This window comes from Microbulbifer echini (assembly GCF_041447225.1).
GTDB classification, from domain to species: domain Bacteria; phylum Pseudomonadota; class Gammaproteobacteria; order Pseudomonadales; family Cellvibrionaceae; genus Microbulbifer; species Microbulbifer echini.
In genome coordinates this window covers 70,633-89,224 of sequence record NZ_JBGMEL010000013.1, presented here as the reverse complement: position 1 = coordinate 89,224, position 18,592 = coordinate 70,633, and the positions used below count along the sequence as shown (strand labels likewise).

14 protein-coding genes and 1 pseudogene are annotated in these 18,592 nt (G+C 45.3%); 13 read left to right on the top strand and 2 right to left on the bottom strand.

Annotated elements, in window-relative coordinates:
- Positions 1–5 precede the first annotated feature (5 nt).
- From acnB to ACCI51_RS13745, 9 genes and pseudogenes are all read left to right on the top strand, one after another.
- Positions 6–2,621 carry a bifunctional aconitate hydratase 2/2-methylisocitrate dehydratase gene (gene acnB, locus ACCI51_RS13785; protein ID WP_371844111.1) on the top strand — a complete coding sequence of 872 codons (2,616 nt, stop codon included), beginning with the start codon at positions 6–8 and terminating at the stop codon, positions 2,619–2,621.
- Between the two features lie 1,819 nt (positions 2,622–4,440).
- On the top strand, positions 4,441–6,735 hold the full coding sequence (locus tag ACCI51_RS13780; RefSeq protein ID WP_371844109.1) for a hypothetical protein: 2,295 nt from the start codon (positions 4,441–4,443) through the stop codon (positions 6,733–6,735).
- Positions 6,736–7,150: 415 nt separating this feature from the next.
- Positions 7,151–7,354 (top strand): IS66 family insertion sequence element accessory protein TnpA, encoded by a 204-nt coding sequence (gene tnpA, locus ACCI51_RS13775; RefSeq protein ID WP_371844108.1) that lies wholly within the window; start codon positions 7,151–7,153, stop codon positions 7,352–7,354.
- 176 nt (positions 7,355–7,530) lie between these two features.
- Positions 7,531–7,797 carry an IS66 family insertion sequence element accessory protein TnpB gene (tnpB, locus tag ACCI51_RS13770; RefSeq protein ID WP_371844107.1) on the top strand — a complete coding sequence of 89 codons (267 nt, stop codon included), beginning with the start codon at positions 7,531–7,533 and terminating at the stop codon, positions 7,795–7,797.
- Between the two features lie 29 nt (positions 7,798–7,826).
- On the top strand, positions 7,827–8,579 hold the full coding sequence (locus tag ACCI51_RS13765) for an IS66 family transposase (protein ID WP_371844105.1): 753 nt from the start codon (positions 7,827–7,829) through the stop codon (positions 8,577–8,579).
- A pseudogene (locus ACCI51_RS13760) lies at positions 8,512–9,134 on the top strand (IS66 family transposase); the annotation flags it as partial. The gene ACCI51_RS13765 and the pseudogene ACCI51_RS13760, both read left to right, overlap by 68 nt.
- A 12-nt stretch (positions 9,135–9,146) precedes the next feature.
- Complete coding sequence (locus tag ACCI51_RS13755) at positions 9,147–9,371, top strand: transposase domain-containing protein (RefSeq protein WP_371844183.1); 225 nt, start codon at positions 9,147–9,149, stop codon at positions 9,369–9,371.
- 504 nt (positions 9,372–9,875) lie between these two features.
- Positions 9,876–10,178, top strand: coding sequence for a hypothetical protein (locus ACCI51_RS13750; protein ID WP_371844103.1), 303 nt, complete (start codon positions 9,876–9,878; stop codon positions 10,176–10,178).
- A gap of 309 nt (positions 10,179–10,487) precedes the next feature.
- Positions 10,488–11,534: a class I SAM-dependent methyltransferase gene (locus ACCI51_RS13745; RefSeq protein ID WP_299582899.1), complete on the top strand. Its 1,047-nt coding sequence runs from the start codon at positions 10,488–10,490 to the stop codon at positions 11,532–11,534.
- Here ACCI51_RS13745 and ACCI51_RS13740 read toward each other — a convergent pair.
- Complete coding sequence (locus tag ACCI51_RS13740; protein WP_371844101.1) at positions 11,521–12,279, bottom strand: GNAT family N-acetyltransferase; 759 nt, start codon at positions 12,277–12,279, stop codon at positions 11,521–11,523. The genes ACCI51_RS13745 and ACCI51_RS13740 overlap by 14 nt on opposite strands.
- 177 nt (positions 12,280–12,456) lie before the next feature.
- Here ACCI51_RS13740 and ACCI51_RS13735 point away from each other — a divergent pair, with 177 nt between their 5' ends.
- Together ACCI51_RS13735 and ACCI51_RS13730 are read left to right on the top strand one after the other, a co-directional pair.
- Positions 12,457–12,711 carry a P-loop NTPase family protein gene (locus ACCI51_RS13735; protein WP_371844100.1) on the top strand — a complete coding sequence of 85 codons (255 nt, stop codon included), beginning with the start codon at positions 12,457–12,459 and terminating at the stop codon, positions 12,709–12,711.
- Positions 12,712–13,018: 307 nt separating this feature from the next.
- Entirely contained in the window at positions 13,019–13,843 is an 825-nt protein-coding gene (locus ACCI51_RS13730) for a sulfotransferase family 2 domain-containing protein (RefSeq protein WP_371844098.1), read from the top strand.
- Between the two features lie 99 nt (positions 13,844–13,942).
- Here the strand turns inward: ACCI51_RS13730 and ACCI51_RS13725 are convergent, their stop codons facing one another.
- On the bottom strand, positions 13,943–15,304 hold the full coding sequence (locus tag ACCI51_RS13725) for an MFS transporter (RefSeq protein ID WP_371844096.1): 1,362 nt from the start codon (positions 15,302–15,304) through the stop codon (positions 13,943–13,945).
- An 868-nt stretch (positions 15,305–16,172) separates the two neighbouring features.
- Here ACCI51_RS13725 and ACCI51_RS13720 point away from each other — a divergent pair.
- Both ACCI51_RS13720 and ACCI51_RS13715 read left to right on the top strand, forming a co-directional pair.
- A complete protein-coding gene (locus ACCI51_RS13720; RefSeq protein ID WP_299582884.1) occupies positions 16,173–17,114 on the top strand; it encodes a peptidoglycan DD-metalloendopeptidase family protein in 942 nt (313 codons plus the stop codon).
- 631 nt (positions 17,115–17,745) lie between these two features.
- On the top strand, positions 17,746–18,501 hold the full coding sequence (locus tag ACCI51_RS13715) for a sulfite exporter TauE/SafE family protein (RefSeq protein ID WP_299582881.1): 756 nt from the start codon (positions 17,746–17,748) through the stop codon (positions 18,499–18,501).
- Positions 18,502–18,592: the final 91 nt, after the last annotated feature.

The window sequence follows — 18,592 nt, the reverse complement described above, 5'->3', positions numbered from 1 at the left end:
TATCCGTGCTTGAAGCCTATCGCAAACACGTCGCAGAACGCGCCGAACAAGGCATCCCACCGAAGCCGCTCGACGCAGAGCAAGTAGCCGGCCTGGTTGAGCTGCTGAAAAATCCGCCAAAAGGCGAAGAGCAGGAATTGGTTGACCTGCTCACCCACCGTGTACCCCCGGGTGTTGACGAAGCCGCTTACGTGAAAGCCGGCTTTCTGTCCGCCATTATCAAAGGTGAAGCGGAATCCCCGCTGATCGACCGCAAGCACTCGGTAGAGCTGCTGGGTCAAATGCTGGGCGGCTATAACATTCACACCCTGGTTGAAATGCTGGACGACAAAGAGCTGGCTGAGCTGGCCGCAGAGCAGCTGAAAGGCACCCTGCTAATGTTTGACGCCTTCCACGATGTGGAAGAAAAAGCCAAAGCCGGCAACGAATTCGCCAAAGCCGTCATTCAATCCTGGGCAGACGCCGAATGGTTTACCAAGCGCAACAAAGTGCCCGAGAGCATCAAAGTTGCCGTGTTCAAAGTCACTGGCGAAACCAACACCGACGACCTGTCCCCGGCTCCCGATGCCTGGTCCCGCCCGGACATCCCCCTGCACGCGCTGGCCATGTATAAGATGAAGCGCGACGGTCTGGAGCCAGAAGAAGCCGGCGTTACCGGCCCACTGAAGCAGGTCGAAGAAGTTAAAGCCAAAGGTCTCCCCGTTGCTTTCGTTGGCGATGTAGTCGGCACCGGCTCTTCGCGCAAATCCGCCACCAACTCTGTGCTGTGGTACTTCGGTGAAGAGATGCCGGGCGTACCCAACAAGAAGGGTGGCGGTATTTGTATCGGCGGTAAAGTTGCCCCTATCTTCTACAACACCATGGAAGATGCCGGCGCACTGGTATTCGAAGCGCCCGTTGATGACCTGGGCATGGGCGACATTATCGAAATCCGCCCTTACGACGGTAAGATCCTGGCCGAAGACGGCAAGGTCCTGTCTGAATTCGAACTGAAGTCCGACGTACTGCTGGACGAAGTTCAAGCTGGCGGACGTATCAATCTGATCATCGGTCGCGGCCTGACCACCAAAGCGCGTGAGTCCCTCGGCCTGCCCGTTTCGGATCTGTTCCGCAAGCCCGATCAGCCAGTAGATACCGGCAAGGGCTACACCCTAGCGCAGAAGATGGTCGGTAAAGCCTGTGGCGTTGAAGGTATCCGTCCAGGCACCTACTGCGAACCGAAAATGACCACCGTGGGCTCCCAAGACACCACTGGCCCCATGACCCGCGATGAGCTGAAAGATCTGGCTTGCCTGGGCTTCTCTGCGGATCTAGTGATGCAGTCTTTCTGTCACACCGCCGCTTATCCAAAGCCGGTGGACATCGACACCCAGCACAAACTGCCAGACTTCATTATGAACCGCGGCGGCGTTTCCCTGCGCCCGGCGGACGGCATCATCCACAGCTGGCTAAACCGTATGCTGCTGCCGGACACTGTGGGTACCGGTGGTGACTCCCACACCCGCTTCCCCATGGGTATCTCCTTCCCGGCGGGTTCCGGCCTGGTAGCCTTCGCCGCTGCCACCGGCGTTATGCCACTGGATATGCCTGAGTCGGTATTGGTACGCTTCAAGGGCGAGATGCAGCCCGGTATCACCCTGCGTGACCTGGTACACGCCATTCCACTTTACGCGATCAAGCAGGGACTGTTGACTGTAGAGAAGAAGGGCAAAAAGAACATCTTCTCTGGCCGCATCCTCGAGATCGAAGGTCTGCAGGATCTAACCGTTGAGCAGGCATTCGAGCTGTCCGATGCCTCTGCTGAACGCTCTGCAGCCGGCTGTACCATCAAGCTGTCTGAAGAGACCATGTCCGAGTACCTGCGCTCCAACATCACCCTGTTGCGCTGGATGATTGCCGAGGGCTATGGCTCCAAGCGCACCCTGGAGCGCCGTGCGCGCGCCATGGAGGAGTGGCTGGCCAACCCGAAACTGATGGAAGCCGACGCCGACGCCGAGTACCTCGAAGTCATCGAAATCGACCTGGCCGAAATCAAAGAGCCTATCGTCTGTGCACCGAACGACCCGGACGACGCACGCCTGCTCTCCGACGTCGCTGGCGACAAGGTAGACGAGGTATTCATCGGCTCCTGCATGACCAACATCGGCCACTTCCGTGCCGCCGGTAAGCTGCTGCAAGAACACAAAGGCGGCATCTCTACCCGTATGTGGATTGCTCCTCCCACCAAGATGGATGAGCACCAACTGATGGAAGAGGGTTACTACAACATCTACGGCGCAGCCGGTGCCCGCACCGAAATGCCCGGATGCTCCCTGTGTATGGGTAACCAGGCGCGCGTGGCCCCGAACAGCACCGTGCTGTCCACCTCCACTCGCAACTTCCCCAACCGCCTGGGCGACGGCGCCAATGTGTACCTGACCTCCGCTGAGCTGGCTTCTGTAGGCGCCATCCTGGGTAAACTGCCGACTCCGGCTGAATATCAGGAATACGCCAAGAACCTGGATTCCATGTCCAGCGAGATCTACCGCTACCTGAACTTCGATCAGATTGAAGACTTCCAGAAGTCTGCCGAAGAAGGCAAGCGCATTGCCGCAACCGAGATCCAGGACGTTGTTGTTTAAGCAATAACCTTATCTCACTAAAAAGCCCCGCTATCTAGCGGGGCTTTTTTATTTCTATTCCCACATTATTCTCAAGAGAAAATTCCCTACCCAGCGGTAAAGTACTCCGAATGAAACCCCCTCCCAAATGTTCAATGGAGTAATCTAATGCAATCCAGATCCAAAAAATATTTTCTTTCTTATCGAAACTGATGCTCTACCTTTACCCTAAACTACGCCTTGATTTTTTTAACCCTAGCAACTTACTCGCTCCTGGGAGAGGCTTTAAATAGCCTGACGCCTTTCCAATGTGCCGCACCCACCATTAAACTATAATTCTTCGCGTTGCTTCGCACCTGTGCGACAAGAATCACCTTACATTCTCCCCTCTTCACTATGCAGTAATGATCCGTCGCAGTAATATCATGATAGTTATTGGCTTCTGTATCGATACCATCAGTCAGTCCGAGAGTGCCATCTATTCCGGTATGCACTCTCATTCCAAAGTGCCAGTGATTACCCTTTTAGTCTGATACCTTTAAGGTTTTCATGCCTTTTCATATTCCTGATGGAATTTTAAGCTGAGACAATAATCGCATCCACCATGGCGCCCTCACACAGCACATTGCTTTTTCATCTGAATATCAATTGACTTGCCCAGATAGACCCGCGCCCAGATAACTCACTTCCAAAAGGTAACAAAAGTTAAAAATAGTTAACTAGCTTGGGATCTAATCGCTCGTATTCAATCAGAAAATTTACGGGTAGTTTTAATCTCAAATAGCACACCTTCCACAGCAATATCGCAGAGACTATAAAAAACTGCATGCAATCAATGCGAAGAATGACGCCGTATAAATACGACTAAAGGCTATCCAAACTTCCAGATGAGGCCATAAAGTGAGTATATCTGTCTGGAAAAGGAGCTGTTCTCGACGGGTTTTACGGCGCTTCAGAAAATACTCTGTTTTAGAAAAGGTGAAATGGAACATGATGCATCACAGTTTTTACAGATTGCAGCATAAAATCTATAGTGCAACAGACCTCACCCCGATAACTATCGCACCAAACTGTCCGCCTGAAGAGGTTGTTCGCACCATCACAACCGACAATAGAAAAGAATTCATGGAGCATAGAAAATTAGTGCAATTTCAACCCGAAATCTATTTTGCTCCGCCTTAAAATTTATAGGGACGTGGGAAAATTGAAAGCACTAACCGTTTGCCACTTTAAGACTCCCTGAAAATGCAGACATTAAGAAAGCATCACCGAGCGGGACAAGAGGACAGCAAGAAGGTAGCCACCGTACCCAAGAAAAATATTGGATACAAAACACCAAATCAGTTAATGAGCTGTCAGAAGGCGGAGTTATCTAGCTGGACTGTAACTCTCCTCAAATACGAAAACAAGCCGCTCACTTTCCACCAGTTAACTGGTGAAAATCCATACGGAATAATTTAATCGAACAAATTTGCGACCCCGTCGCCCAGATCCACTTTTACCAATAAAACATATAGGCACAAAATTAATAAAATCTGGCCATTTTCATTTTGGGCCTCATAGAAAGTAGCAGCGCTATTGGTTTCTTGTCACTGGCACCATAGATTTTACAAATCTGGCTCTAAACAGAGCCGGCTCTATCTTGCTAAAATCATGTAGCTACAAACAGTTAGCCGATCAAATTTCACAATTATTCAGATAGGATCTAAGCACTATGAGCTTTCTTAGGAAGATTGGACTGTTCACAGGGATTGCCCTCGCAATATCCCACCAATCTAGTAATGCGACCGAGCTAACCGGGGCCTGTTATGATTACGCTACAAGAGAGGCCAAATCGGCTGTGGCATACGATAGCCAGGCAGTAGGGATTCTTCTCGCAAATAATGTTGTATCAACGGCACTGGGGGCTTCAGGTTCTTTTTCACTACTCGCAGGCTTGTATCCTTTTGTTTATAGCGCAACAAAAGGTGGGATATTTGAAGAGACGACAGATGGTGCAGACCCACAAATCGTAGGCTGCCTAGCACAGCTTGATAATAGAATTTCAAATTTGGAAGCTGCTTTTCTTGAGCAAGATCTAATCGAACTTAAATCTATTTTGTCTCTTGCAAAATCAAACATTATAGACTTAGGGGATTTAGCATATCACAAAACGATTGCGGATAAATTTCAAGCCCTAGCAGTAACAATCGGCGAGAGAATATCGACAGAACTGGATAAGATCAATAGTGAAACTGCGGCGAAAACTAAAGCTTCTTATGACTCCATAATATTTAATGTCGCGCCGGCTTACCTCTCTATTATCCAGATGGAATTGCTGCACAGAAAAGAGTTTAATCGTTTCTGCTACAGTCAGGCCAACTATCCGACCTGGGCTAGCATAGATAGCGATCAACTCATTAATCCTATAGTTTTAAAAGCTATATTATCTGAGGATTCATTATCAATTGATGATTTCTTAATAACACCTGATGGATCCCCGACGGGATGCAATGCAGACTATAACACCTATTTGACATTCAATCGGATCGTGGGTGAAGAATTCGACTCCTATAAAAATATAATAGAAAAACTGGGTATAACAATTGTAGAAAATGATAGTTTTCCCGGGCTAATCTCGACATCAGTCAATATAGGAAATTCGGACTTAAATGCATATAGGGAAACCTTTATAACCGAATGTAACGGCAATAAATATACAGACAATTATTACAATAAAACGTATGATGCCGGCTCCAACTCTCTCTGCAATCAATGGCGCGACACATATCTAGAAAGAATTCGTGATGGAAATGTGTTTGATCTTGAAGCTGAAAGAAATCTCATTATTGAAAATCTAGCATCTATTGTGGATTCATGGGATTGGTATAACCACGTTTTACCTGAGTTTGTCGCACAGATTGAGGAAGATACAGCAGAACTTTACGAAGCATTTGCGGTTGAAACATATAGCGGGGTAAGACTGAAGCATAGACCCACAAATAAGTGCGTGGGATTAGATGGCAAAGTACAATACATTTGTAATTCAAGCCAAAACCACTTTATGATTCAACCTTACCTAGATGGATTTAGGATTGCTAGAGTCACTGATAATCGCAATTTCAAAGATAAAGGTGCAGATTCAGACGGTTTTGTTATACGCTCTGATCTAGGGTCAACAGATGCGGTTTGGAAACTACCTAAGACTACATTATTCGATCCCTATTCTCCCATAGTCAATGAGAATACGGGAAGATGCTTGATTGTTGGTGAAAATACAGAACTCACAATGGGTGATTGTGCTACCGCTGATCCTGATGCCTGGGAGATTAATGGAGTAGATATTCCCACCCATGGGCCGTATGTTCGCCTGCGCCACACTGGAGAAAATGTCTGCATAGCTAGTCACGGAACAATAAATTGTGATGACAATGCTCTTATTTATCAGCTGCACCCATATAACAATGGTTATCGTGTAGCGCTTGGATCAAAAAACATGAAAGATAAGGGCGATGGAATACGCTTTTTAGATGGATTGGGAGACGTAGCCACCTGGGATCTTTTTGACCTAGATACCGATGGCAACTTCAGCTTGAGAAATCGACAGACCCAAGATTGTCTAGCTTATGAAGAAAATATAGGTTTTGTTGCAGGTACCTGTGAGTTTCTCCCATCATTAGGAGAGTTATTTGCTATTGAAACAGTAGATTTACCTAACGCTGAGAATGCAAGAACCATTAAGATTCTAGCAAGTGGATTTGGGGCCGGCACTCAATGCTTAAGTAACTTAAGTGGCACAGCAGGACAACCTACTGCATTTAGATTAGGTCATTGTGGAATAAGTAGAATCTCAGCCTCTCCATATAATGGTGGTTATTTAATCATTGACTTAAAAAATGATAGCTATATCGAAGATACAGATAATGGCTTTAGTTATACAAGCTTAGCGATGAGTGAGAGTACAATCAATTCTACCACTTGGGATTTTATTGGCCCATTCCAGCACTCTGATGGCAGTAGTTTTTTTCAAATAAAAAATAGAGCTACTGGACATTGCTTAGCACCTGAACTCAATGGATCAGTCTCTTTACTTGGAAAAACTGATTGCTCTAATGACACATCAAAAATTTGGACTTATTATAATGATCAAGAATAGAGTTAGATAAAACCGCAACAACTGAAAGGCGTTCGCTCTCGTGAGCGCCTTTCGGTTACCATTAAAGGATTTATACTTAAATTATTTTTCTGTGTAAATCAACAACTCCCCAACAGATCGTTATATTTAACATTGAGAACACATTTATTAGCTAATATTTTTCTTTCAAAGGGTTTCCGCCGAGTTGACTATTTCACACTCCCTCCCTAAACATCAGTATCAATCTTTTGATACCTGCCAGTCGCTCAATATCCCTTTGCCATCATTTGAAATGGCTTACGCACACCCACAAAAAACACTTCCCGCACACTAAGTCATTGCAATCTCCAACGTAAGCGGTACATAAACTACATTATTCAACTTGCTCTGACGAGCTGCCATGATACCCACTCTATCAATTTCGGAGGGAAGCCCCATGAATCAGCAGCAGTGGCAAAGTCATGTCAGGGCCTACGAGAAAAGCTCTCAATCCAAGCGCGCCTATACTCGTAAGCACAACCTAAACTACAGCCAGCGCCTCTACTGGTACCGCAAACTAACTGAACAAACTTCGGTGTCTGATACCCCTGACTTTGTTTCGTGGATATCAGGTCCCCTGTGGTCACAACGGGAAACCTGAGTGTATTAGCGTTCCCTAATGGCATAAGGCTGGTGATCAATAGCCCGGAGTTGTTGGCGCAAATTCCTGGCCTTATGGACCTGTAAATGCGATGTGGCTACCATTTAATACCAAAATCTGGTTTTACCATCAGCCGATCGATTTTCGAAAACAGATTGATAGTATCTGTGCTTTTGGTGGCTGATACGTTACACAAAGATTCGACATCCGGTCAGCTCTTTGTCTTTCGCAATAAAAAGGCCGATAAAATTCGTATTCTCTACTGGGAAGAGAGTGGATTCTGGCCCCTTTGTAAGCGAAATGAGAAGTCGAGATTTATCTTTCCTGGCATTTCAAATGATGCCATAGAGCTGTCGGTTTCACAGTTTCAGCGGCTGCTTTTCGGGTTGGATTTTACTCAGAAAGAAGAACCAGAAAAACTCCATTTTTCACGCTTTTATTGATACGTATAGAGCCTGAAAAATAGTTACCCATGGTATTATCCACACATAAATTGTCATCGGAAAACCCAATAACTACCGATGATGCGCTACAGTGCCAGGTTGAACCGCTTTCATGTGAACTTAAACGCTCACGCCAACGGAGTGAGCAGTTTGAAAAAGCTAACAGTCCGCTATTGTTTCAATTCAAACAACGGCAACGTTTTCTCTATGAAAGTTCCTTAGAGGAAAACGAGGCTGATAACAACAAAGACCAGGATGATGTGCTTAGTATTGCAGCACACAAACATCTTAAAAAAACAAAGAAGATCTTTGCCGAGCACTTACCAAGAAAAGAGGTGGTAATCCCTGTCTCAGAACAGGATAAAACCTGTGCATGTGGCTGCCAAAAGAATCTCGTTGATTATGAACGTCATGAGCGCTTGAACTACAGGCCCCCGGTATATGAAGTGATTGTCGAGTGGCGGGAGAAGGTTGAACGCCTCAAAGGCTGTGCAGGCCAAATAGTTATTGCTTCCAAACCAAAGCATATCCTACCCAAGGGTAAGTTCACCGAATCCATTCTAGCCCATCTCATTGTCAGTAAGCTTGATGACCGACAACCCTTCTATCACCTGGAAAAACAGTTTGAGACCCGCGCCGGCTTTAGCTTTCCCCGTCAAACCATGGCTCGTACTGTTATCGATTGTGTAACTCCCCCTACAACCACTGAGCAATTTGCTAAAAGACGAGGTCATTGGCTACGACATTGGGGCTCTGGATGCCACATCACTCCAAGTTCTTAACGAACCTAGCCGGCCAGCAAGCCGAAAATCTTATGCCTACTGTTTCCGAGGTGGCCCTCCAGGAAAGGAAGCGATCCTCTATGAATATAATGCCGTTGATCACAGAAATTTTATGAATGACTGGTTTGCCGGCTTTAAAGGCACACTACATTGCGATGCTGATCCATTTTTTGAATTGTTGTTTGAGCAGACAGCTGTAAGCCCAAATCATTACAATGCACATGCCCGGTGAAAATTCGAACCCATAGCGAGAGCGGCGCAAGGGGATGGGCTGGCAAAACGGGCAATGCACTTTTATAAGAAGCTCTACCGGGTTGAGAGGAAGGCCAAAGAGATTCAGCTGACCGCAAAGCAGCGACACGATCTGCGAGAAGAGAAGTCCAGGCCGATTATGACGGCCTTTAAGTGCTGGCTGGATGAGCACTATCCGCAAGTGCTACCCAAATCCCCGCTGGGCAAGGCAATGAATTACCGCCTGAAGTATTGGAATGGGCTATGTGCTTCCTCAACGATGGCCGCTTAGAAATCGGCAACAATTTGACTGAACAGGAAATCAAACCCTTTGTCATGGCTCGAAAGAACTTCCTATTTGCATCTTCGGTCAATGGCGCTAAAGCATTATGCCTGCGCTTCAGTTTGATTCGCACTGCCAAGATTCACGGCCTTGACCCCTACAGGTATTATGTGGAGATACTTGAGCAGATACCTCACTGCCAATCCGTTGGGGATTATGGGGCACTGCTACCCTGGCATATCCAGCTTGAGAAAGTTGGGATGGCCGCAGCCGCATGATATAGCGATGCTGCCCGCAAGAAGGCGAGCGTCTGTTGAATAGCCGTATTTGTCTGTTGAAGAAACGGCCCTTTAAGCCTTCCATGAATTGGCATTCTGCGATGCCATCCCAGTACTTTAAATACAACCCTTACCTACGATCTGGTGAGATCGCTTGCAAAGAACAGGACACACCGATTCGATCACTTCTGGTACCTCCCACCCAGGCACCACCTGGTACGTTGTCTCTTTCTGGGGGGAGGAGACCCCACGTAATCAGCGCCCAGCATGGACTCCTGCGGACCATGATCTGGGAACGGCCAAAAAAGATCGACCAGTGGGCCATTGCAAGTGCGATTTAAGCACACCGGGTGTGCCATTGATTGATCCAATTCAGATAAAGCATCGGGTTGCTGGAAGAAATATTCCTCCCATAGGCCTTTTATTCGCCTTACACTTCCGAACAGCTATCCGGTAATCACAATCCAACACTGGTGAGTCGCCAATATGCTCGGCATTCATCATATGAGCGACACGCTGCAGTGCGTAGATCATCATCGTCTGTTCTCATTCATGCAGATCGCCGAACTGTCGCGCGAACTGATCCTTGAGCGGGATGGGGGTGTCACTCAATACCTCAAACCCGGTGTTGTTTCCAACAGTAAATTGCAATCCCCCGGCTCTTTCTCTATCTCTCTCTACCAGGGGCGAATTCCATCTGCCAGTGATCTAAACCGGTCAGCATGCCGGGTGGGATTTCTCACAGCCGCCACCGGCCGCCAGGCAATCAGCCGATGCCTGGACCACAACGAGCGAGTGTTCAGATAAGGAGGGAGGTGGCCCGCACGAACGCAACCGTAGCGGACCGGTGGCCGATACAACTCCGCTCCGACTGTGGATTAACCGGCGAGGAATACGTTACCCAACAAGCCTGGCGAGATACAAGCTTGACATGCTGCCCACTGCATCCCAAAGGCGGCTGTGGTTTTGCCCGTCACGGCACCCATGCACAGGTGAGAATTACACCACATAGTCCAGGTTCGGCAAGCCCCGTCGATAGAAACCAGTAAGGGGCGCCACTCGGAACAGGCCGTTTATAGGCTCTATACATGAATTCTGGAGTGAGGAGCTAGAAGAATGAGGAAGCAAAAAAAAATTCAATATTTGCCACGCTTAAGCTTTGATGACTACAGCAAGTGGATGGTACGTAACCATCAAAAATTCTCCACGGCTGTTTGGTTTGATCATCGAGATTTGAAGCTTTTACTGGAGGACCTGCTGTCCATGAGCAATGAGTTTGAAGGCAATGATGACACAGGACGAGGTGAGTCTTACCGTGAGTCCCAAAAAAATATTGCGGCTCGGGTGAAGGGCATAAAGAGTTTATTTGAAATTATTTTTTCTTCTCAAGATCCAAAGTCTCTTCCAGAAAATTTTATTGTTCTTGATGTTTTGGGTGGAAATGGAACTCTCTTTAGAGCTTTTGAATTGATCTATGGGACTGAAATTCAAAACCCTATGTTTACCAGTGATATGGCCGGGGAGATGATACAAAGTGCCTATGGATTTGGAATTCCCTGTATTCGTCAAAAGGCGCAGAATCTCCTTTTGAAAGACCAATCAATGGATGGAGTAATTTTAGCTTACGGAACTCATCACATCCCAAAAAAAGAACGCCTACAAGCTGTGCAAGAGGCTCACCGAGTTTTGAAAAATCTTGGCAATTTGCTGATTCACGACTTTGAAATTGGTTCAGCTATGGATCACTGGTTCAAAGAAGTGGTTCACCGCTACTCACCCACAGGTCATGACTACCCGCATTTTAGTAAGGCGGAGATGAACTCGTACTTTATCGAAGCGGGCTTTCGTAATCATGAAATTATTGAGCTGTACGATCCTTTTTGTGTCAGCGCAACCAGCGAAGAATTGGCTATTGATGCCTTATTAGATTATGTCGGAAATATGTATGGCTTGCACAAGCTGGTGGGAGAAAAACCTTTTCAGTCAGAAAAAAAATTTCAATTACTCAAATTGATTGAAAAATATTTTCGCTACTCAAATTTTGATTCGGTACTCGGCGCTGGCGAGAGTGCGACGAGGGAATTGAGCATTAAAAAAACGGGTGATCAATTCATCGCAGAAATACCCAGGGTCGCCTTGGTCGGGCTGGCTAAAAAAGATTAGCTTTCAGTTGTGGATCGCCTGAGGACTTCTCGAAAGGAGTCTTGGGCAGCTTGAGGTATTTCCTAAGGTGATTCTCCACTCGGGAAAATTCCGATTTAGGCATAATAATGGTCACCAGCCCGAGGTCTTCGTTGCCAAGCGCTTCTAGTTCGGATTTATTTAAGTTACTTTTGTAGGCCCTACTCGAAGGCATTTGGTATTGCTCCAGGGAGTCCACAATATCGAAGAGTCGATAAGCCATTTTAAGACTAGGTTTGTTGTTGGCCTTGATCGTAAAAAGGACTCCTTCTGCTCCAGGGACTTGAGAAACCATCTGCAACAATGCTAAGCCAGCTGCCTTTATTCCCAACCCCCGCCCTAGGGAGTTGGGTCCCATAAAAATACTCAACTCCAGCCAGTTTTCCAACGAGCTTATGATTTGAGGAGGGTGATCTCCATGGAGCTTTCCTAAAAATTCTGGCCTCGATTTTCGAATGGAAAAAAAACCGATCAATTGCTGACTATCAGTATAGATTCCATAGATTTTTTCTTTGTTGGAAAGACCAATGGGATCTTCTTTTTCAGCCTGTGTTAAATTTAAAGCACGGCTTTTAAATTTCTTGGCAGCTAGACTTTCACTGTTACCAATGTTGGTACAAAAACGCCTTACCATTGGATGGGTAAAGATACTAATGAAGGCTTCTTGATCTTCATTGGGAATTTCTTGTATCTTAAAAGGAAAATTGTGTCGGTTTTCCAATAACATTGATAGCCCATTTCAGAGTTTCTTTAAGAGTAATTATAGGGTGGCCCCAGTTCTTTGTCTGGTGACAATTACGGTGACCGGTCCACGACAACTATCTTAGCCGGTTGATTGACACAATCCCGCACCTGATATTCGCAGCCGGAGTTATCCATCACTCGACGACAAGAGGCGTTATACATGCAGCATCGTAAACAAGGGCACACCCAGGCCTTCGCCGCCGCCTTGGTCGCCAACCTGATCGACAGCGGCCTCTTCTCTGCCACGGCCCTGGTGCAACTGCTGCAGCTGGCCAAACGGGAGTTGGATCTACTGGTGGCCATGGCGCACCTGGAAAACTACCGGGTATTGGTGATCGACGATATCAGCAACGGGAAGAAGACCGAGGCTGATACCCCCATACTGTTCGAGCTGATCGCCCACGACCCAACTTGAATGCCTCGAACAGAATCCTCACCTGTGTCCTAGTAAAATTGCTTACATCCCAACAAAATTAGAAGTTGTACTGTCGAATTAACATGCCCGACCCTGTGCTTGATGTTAGATTCATCATAATCGGATTATGTAGATTGCCTTACTTAAAAATTTAGTTTTATATCAAATCTTAAAATCTTAAAAATAGATCCAAGCCATATACGTTAAGCTTGACGATACTTAAGGTTGTCAAAACTTAGCAACGAAAGTAAAATCCCAGGCTGCACTATGACATTATATTTTTAACCACCAAGAAAAGTAATTTTTAGTGAAAAAATTCTTAAAGAAGCGAGTACAGCCACTCCCACCAGAGTCAACATCTCCTGCAGAGCCACCTCACCCACCAAAGATTTACTTCTGTCATGTTCCTAAGTGTGCGGGTTCGTCACTAAATTCAGCCCTCAAACAACAACTCTCAAACCCAAATGAAACTGCTCATTTCGATATTAAATTACGTGAAAGTAACCGTGCCGCTAAAATTTTAGACACGTCGATGATGTCTGTCAGGGAAACCATTCTCGCCTACAACCTATCTATAAAATCTAATTTTTACGGTCGCGGGCATAGCTACTGCCGTCCGGATCTCGTAAGCAAGTTCTCTGATGAGTGGGATTTTTTGACGATATTAAGAGACCCCATTGAAAGATGGATATCACTTTATACCTACAACACCTTCAAAGAGAGTGAATGGGCAAAAAACACACTCCCCCTGAATGACTATATGAAGTCTCAAAAAGGAATTTCTGCCGGCCAAAGCTTCATTCACTATTTCTCAGACTTTAGCATTTCCCCCAACTCAAACCCCTCAGACTATATTGATCAAGCCATTCAAAACCTACAACAATTTTCCATTGTTGGAATAACTCATCATATTGACCTGCTGGCCCAACAAATCAATAAAGACTATAAAATAGAATTAGAGATTCCTAAAAACAACGTAAGCCCCAATCACACACTTGCCCAACAGATCCAGGAAGAATCTAAAACAATCAAACAAATTGAGCAAATTTGCACACATGATATAGAGATTTACAAAAGATTTACCGGAGAGTTTGGGCCTATTTTTTCAAGAAAAGCTCAAAATACCGCCTAACCCCCTAAGAAAGCCAACTTCACTCTGGCTGATCCGATCAACATTGACACCCCGAATACCAACTTAGAGATTAAGCCCCCTAGGTAACCCCGACCATATTCAGCTCCGTTTTTTTCCATTGATAAAGAATGCACTAACCACCATCCCCAGCAAGGCAAGATGGGCATTCATTAGAAAGGCACGACCGATACCCGTTGCTAAGTCCGGAGCCAAGGCCACAATCGTGGTGTTCAGACCCAAACCTATAGCACCCCCGATAATCTGGAACATATAAATCGTAGCCGCGGCGAGACTCGCACGATCATAGCGAAGGATGAGAATTGCCGCCGTAGTAATTGTGGGATAAAACAACCCCATGCCAACCCCCATCAGCACCAATCCTGGTATGAAAATTACCGGCTGGAGCTGTACAGTGAGCTTAGAAAGCACCAACATACCAGCCCACATGCACAGCGCCCCCATACAGGCCAATAACTTAGCACCCAATCTTTCGTACAAATACCCCGATACAAAAGAAATTACCCCAAAAAATAACATCATTGGGAGCAATGCGAATCCAGACTGTAAAGCCGAGAAATCCCAAACCTTATTGAGAAACTGGGGAACAAACATGAGCGCGCCAATAAAGGCTACGGAAACCAATAAAGTCGCCACCCCCTCCGCAAGGAACCTTTTATTTTTCACCACATCCTTAGGAATGAGAGCCTCTCTTGATGTGTGATAATCCAACCAAATAAACACTAAGAGAGAAAAAGCAAACCCCAGGAATAACAGGAGTACCTGATAGCTCCCGAACCCCTTATCGATCGATAGATCCAAACCAATGAGCAAGGCTAATAAAGATAAGGAAAGGAAGAATAAACCTGCTATATCGACATGCTCGCCAGCGCTCGTCGGGCGGTCGCTACGGACCAACCTCCAACAAACCAACATCGCTACCATCGTCACAGGAAGGTTCAGAAAGAGTATCCAGCGCCAACCCAAGGTATCTGTTAAGATCCCACCAATGATTGGCCCCAGGGCGTTCGCGGCTCCGCACCCAAGCATCAGTAAGCCCCCCGCTACACCGGCATGCCTGTTTTCCAATAGGTGATAGGTCATTCCTATTACAGAAGGCCACATCATAGCGCCGCCAATGCTTAATAGGACGCGACACCCCATCAACATCCAGATAGTGGATGAAAAACCACCCAGCAATGAAAATAGAGAAAAAAGCGACGCTCCTATAAAGAAGGTTCGCCGTCGGCCCAGCATATCCGCTAAGCGCCCACAAGAAATGACAGAAACCCCAAAAGCGAGCGCATATGCATTAACCAACCACATCGTTGTAGTGATATCTACGCCGAATTCTTTTTGGATGGCCGGCAGGGCAACGGAGAAGGCCGTATAGTCATAACCAATAAGAAAAATTGCGGAGATTAACGCCGCCAGGCCCAGGCTTCTCGCTTCAACTATATTCAACGCTCCCAAGTGCATTGCTATCACTCATCACAGGGGGACTAACGCAAAACCCCATAGAATTTATATTCAGGAATTACTGAGTGAACCGCTAGACTGATATTCGAGGTTCTCACAGCTGCCCTATAGGCTCCATCGCTACCAAGCCATACCATATGCGAACCCCAAAAGATACTGGAAAACCTATAGCGGGGGACAAAGTGCAACAAAATATTGATTCGCTCACCAATTCAGAACAATCCTCCCCAACCATCCATAAGACTACACGAAATATGGAATCCTATTATTTCTTCTACATACTCTGGCGGACCATCCTTTATACTAGCAAACTCCTGAGACACTTAGGCACACCCACAATTAAACATACCTTCCGCTTATAATCGCCCTCTGATAGAACCACCCCAAAAGTAAAAAACTGAACTGTTCACTCGAAAAGATATAAAATATATTATTTAAAGCAACACAGTCTAGATTCAAGTAATAATGGCTAACCACAGCAAATAGCATTCCAAGAATACGAGAACAAGCAGTACTTTCCCGGCAAGGAGAGATGATGTCTATACAGAAGATTCACCCTATGGTTTTAGCGTTGGTCAGAAATCAGCAAAATACCAGAGAATATTTTTTAAAACATAAAGAAAACCTGGGCAACCCATTTGTTAGTGTGTAAAGCTATTATAAAACCCGCGCATTTAGACCAACCTCTATCTCCCCCTCAGATTCCCCCATTACCATTCGGTCGCCAGGCCCTATTGGGGCAATTTAAATCTTACATCCCACATTCTATCGAGTGCCGGCTAACGGCCACTCAAGATTTCTTTACTTATTTATAACAGATTAGTAAAGTAACGGGTTTAGTAATGATCGCCAAATGAAGATAAAAATGTTAACGCTGAGACACCTCCTCCTAGTAGCCTCTTTCATGTTCACACAAAATGCACTTTCCGGGCAGATTTATAAATTTAAAGATGAAAATGGCAACTGGACTTTTTCTGACAAAAAACCAACTAGCGAACTTGAGTTGGAAATCATAGAAAGAAGGCCGGCCATGGTTAAAAATAGAAAACCTAAAATTTATTTATCCGAAGGATCTAATAAACACACAATCTCCGCTATCAATCCCTATCATGCACCCATTGAAGTTGAAATAAAAATTATTTCAGAAAAAAGCGAAGAAATAACCTTCAGAAAAGTTATGCCCCCCTCCTCCAAAATCAGTCTCTACGATAGCAAGGACGTAGTTGACCGTTTTTTATACTCCTGGGTCTTGGGATCCCCGCAAACCACCGAAAGTAGTTATATCTACCACTTACCAATATCTTCTTTACAGGAACATAGAATCAGTCAATCTTTTAATGGAAATTTCTCGCATCACAAACCCTCAAATAAATATGCTGTAGATATTGCCATGCCAATAGGGACCTATATCAGTGCAGCCAGGGGGGGAACTGTTATCTGGGTAAAAGATGATTACCATATGGGCGGAGCAAAGAAATATTTCTTAGATAAAGCCAACTATGTATCGGTTTTACACAGTGATGGAAGCTATGCAACTTATGCGCACATACTACAAGAAACCGCCATGGTAAAACCCGGTGATAAAGTAAAGGCTGGAGACATTCTAGCGAGGTCAGGTTCATCAGGCTTCTCAACCGGCCCACACCTCCACTTCGTTATCCGAAAAAATATTGGTTTCTCTGCAGTATCCGTACCATTTAAGTTTTTAAATGAGGATGGTGAATCATTTGTACCACAGAAAGGGATGATGGTTTTCAACCATATGGCTCCAATTCAAGAAATCGAAACCTTATAAGGAAACATAAAATTAAACTCTGTATGTCTATATAAGTTAGTTCAGGAGATCCTCTGGAAGGAATATTTGACGGAAAACCATAGAAGCCTATGAGCCGGGTCATGCTATGGCTGTGCACCTCAACACACCACTAGGAATCCCGTTGATAAGTGCTATAAATGCGCCTTCTTTATCCTGTTTATGTGCATGCCCAACAATACTCAGTGGCAGGCTCATGTTATCAATACCACATATGTAACTTTTCTTTAACTTACTGACCCCTAGATACGTCATTTAATTTAGGCCGCGATAAAAACAGAGCAGCATCAAGCCTATCTATCAAAGATAATGCTTGATGGCTTAAATATGCGTGTGTTTTTATCAGCCTGTTGGCTATTGGCTATTGGCTATTGGCTATTGGCTATTGGCTATTGGCTATTGGCTATTGGCAGCATGATGCCAAGAAGTATTCCGGAGAATTACATCTCATCATCTATTAAGCCATTGTAGGTTTATCCACGTTTTTACACAGAATTCAACCTATTGACACAATAATGCTTTCCCTCATCATTGGCCGCTAGTCTTTCCGTTTTTTTGTGCTTTCCTTTTATGAATAAAGATGCTGATCCAAGGCACGAGAAACTACAAACTTATGATTATCAGCCTTCTCCTTATTTTCGGTATAGTGACTGGGTATATCTCAATTATGGCTGCAGGCGGGGGCTCGCTGCTATTGGTGCCAGTGGTGAGCTTCCTAGTTGGACCGCATCTTGTTGCCCCAATCTTGACCACTGGAAACGCTATTGCATCACCCTTTGGGCTTTATTTCTTTTGGCCCTATATAAACTGGAAAGTAGCCCTATGGCTACTGCCCGGCATTATCCCCGGTGCCATCCTTGGTGCCTATGTTTACACACAGATGCACCCTTTATTAATAGAGTTCCTTGTCGGGCTATTCTTACTGTCGACCATTTTTCAGTATGGTTTTGGCCATAAAGAAAAATCGTTTGTTATGCGTATTCCGTATTTTCCTATATTAGGATTTGTCACCACACTCTTCTCGTCAATTATTGGCGCTGTCGGACCCGTGCAAAATCCTTTCTTTTTAAATTATGGGCTTAATAAAGAAAGCTTAGTCGCCACGAGAGGCGTTAGCTCTCTAATGATGCATTCCACGAAACTCGTTGCCTACTTTCATTTTGGCGCCCTAAATCCAGAGTTGATTATTTTTGGCGTTGCAATTGGCTTAGGAATAACGTCTGGAATGTTTATTGCGAAACATTACCTACAAATAATAAGCACCCAGAGATTCAAAAATTACACCCTTTCAATTATGTTTTTCTCAGGATTAATATTGATTTTTCGTGTTGGCGCGCAATTGCTGGAGACGGTCTCAGAATACCTCTAGCGTGATCAGTATCACACCCTAAAAACAATAGAAAGAAGGAATAACAGCGATCAATCGAAATTAAGCCACGCCCCCACCAACAAACAAATTT

Excerpts from the sequence above, each read along its gene's own strand:
- tnpA (WP_371844108.1), top strand. The coding sequence starts at position 7,151 with ATGAATCAGCAGCAGTGGCAAAGTCATGTCAGGGCCTACGAGAAAAGC.
- ACCI51_RS13765 (WP_371844105.1), top strand. The coding sequence starts at position 7,827 with ATGGTATTATCCACACATAAATTGTCATCGGAAAACCCAATAACTACC.
- ACCI51_RS13755 (WP_371844183.1), top strand. The coding sequence starts at position 9,147 with ATGGCTCGAAAGAACTTCCTATTTGCATCTTCGGTCAATGGCGCTAAA.
- ACCI51_RS13750 (WP_371844103.1), top strand. The coding sequence starts at position 9,876 with ATGAGCGACACGCTGCAGTGCGTAGATCATCATCGTCTGTTCTCATTC.
- ACCI51_RS13745 (WP_299582899.1), top strand. The coding sequence starts at position 10,488 with ATGAGGAAGCAAAAAAAAATTCAATATTTGCCACGCTTAAGCTTTGAT.
- ACCI51_RS13740 (WP_371844101.1), bottom strand. The coding sequence starts at position 12,279 with ATGTTATTGGAAAACCGACACAATTTTCCTTTTAAGATACAAGAAATT.
- ACCI51_RS13735 (WP_371844100.1), top strand. The coding sequence starts at position 12,457 with ATGCAGCATCGTAAACAAGGGCACACCCAGGCCTTCGCCGCCGCCTTG.
- ACCI51_RS13720 (WP_299582884.1), top strand. The coding sequence starts at position 16,173 with ATGAAGATAAAAATGTTAACGCTGAGACACCTCCTCCTAGTAGCCTCT.
- ACCI51_RS13715 (WP_299582881.1), top strand. The coding sequence starts at position 17,746 with ATGATTATCAGCCTTCTCCTTATTTTCGGTATAGTGACTGGGTATATC.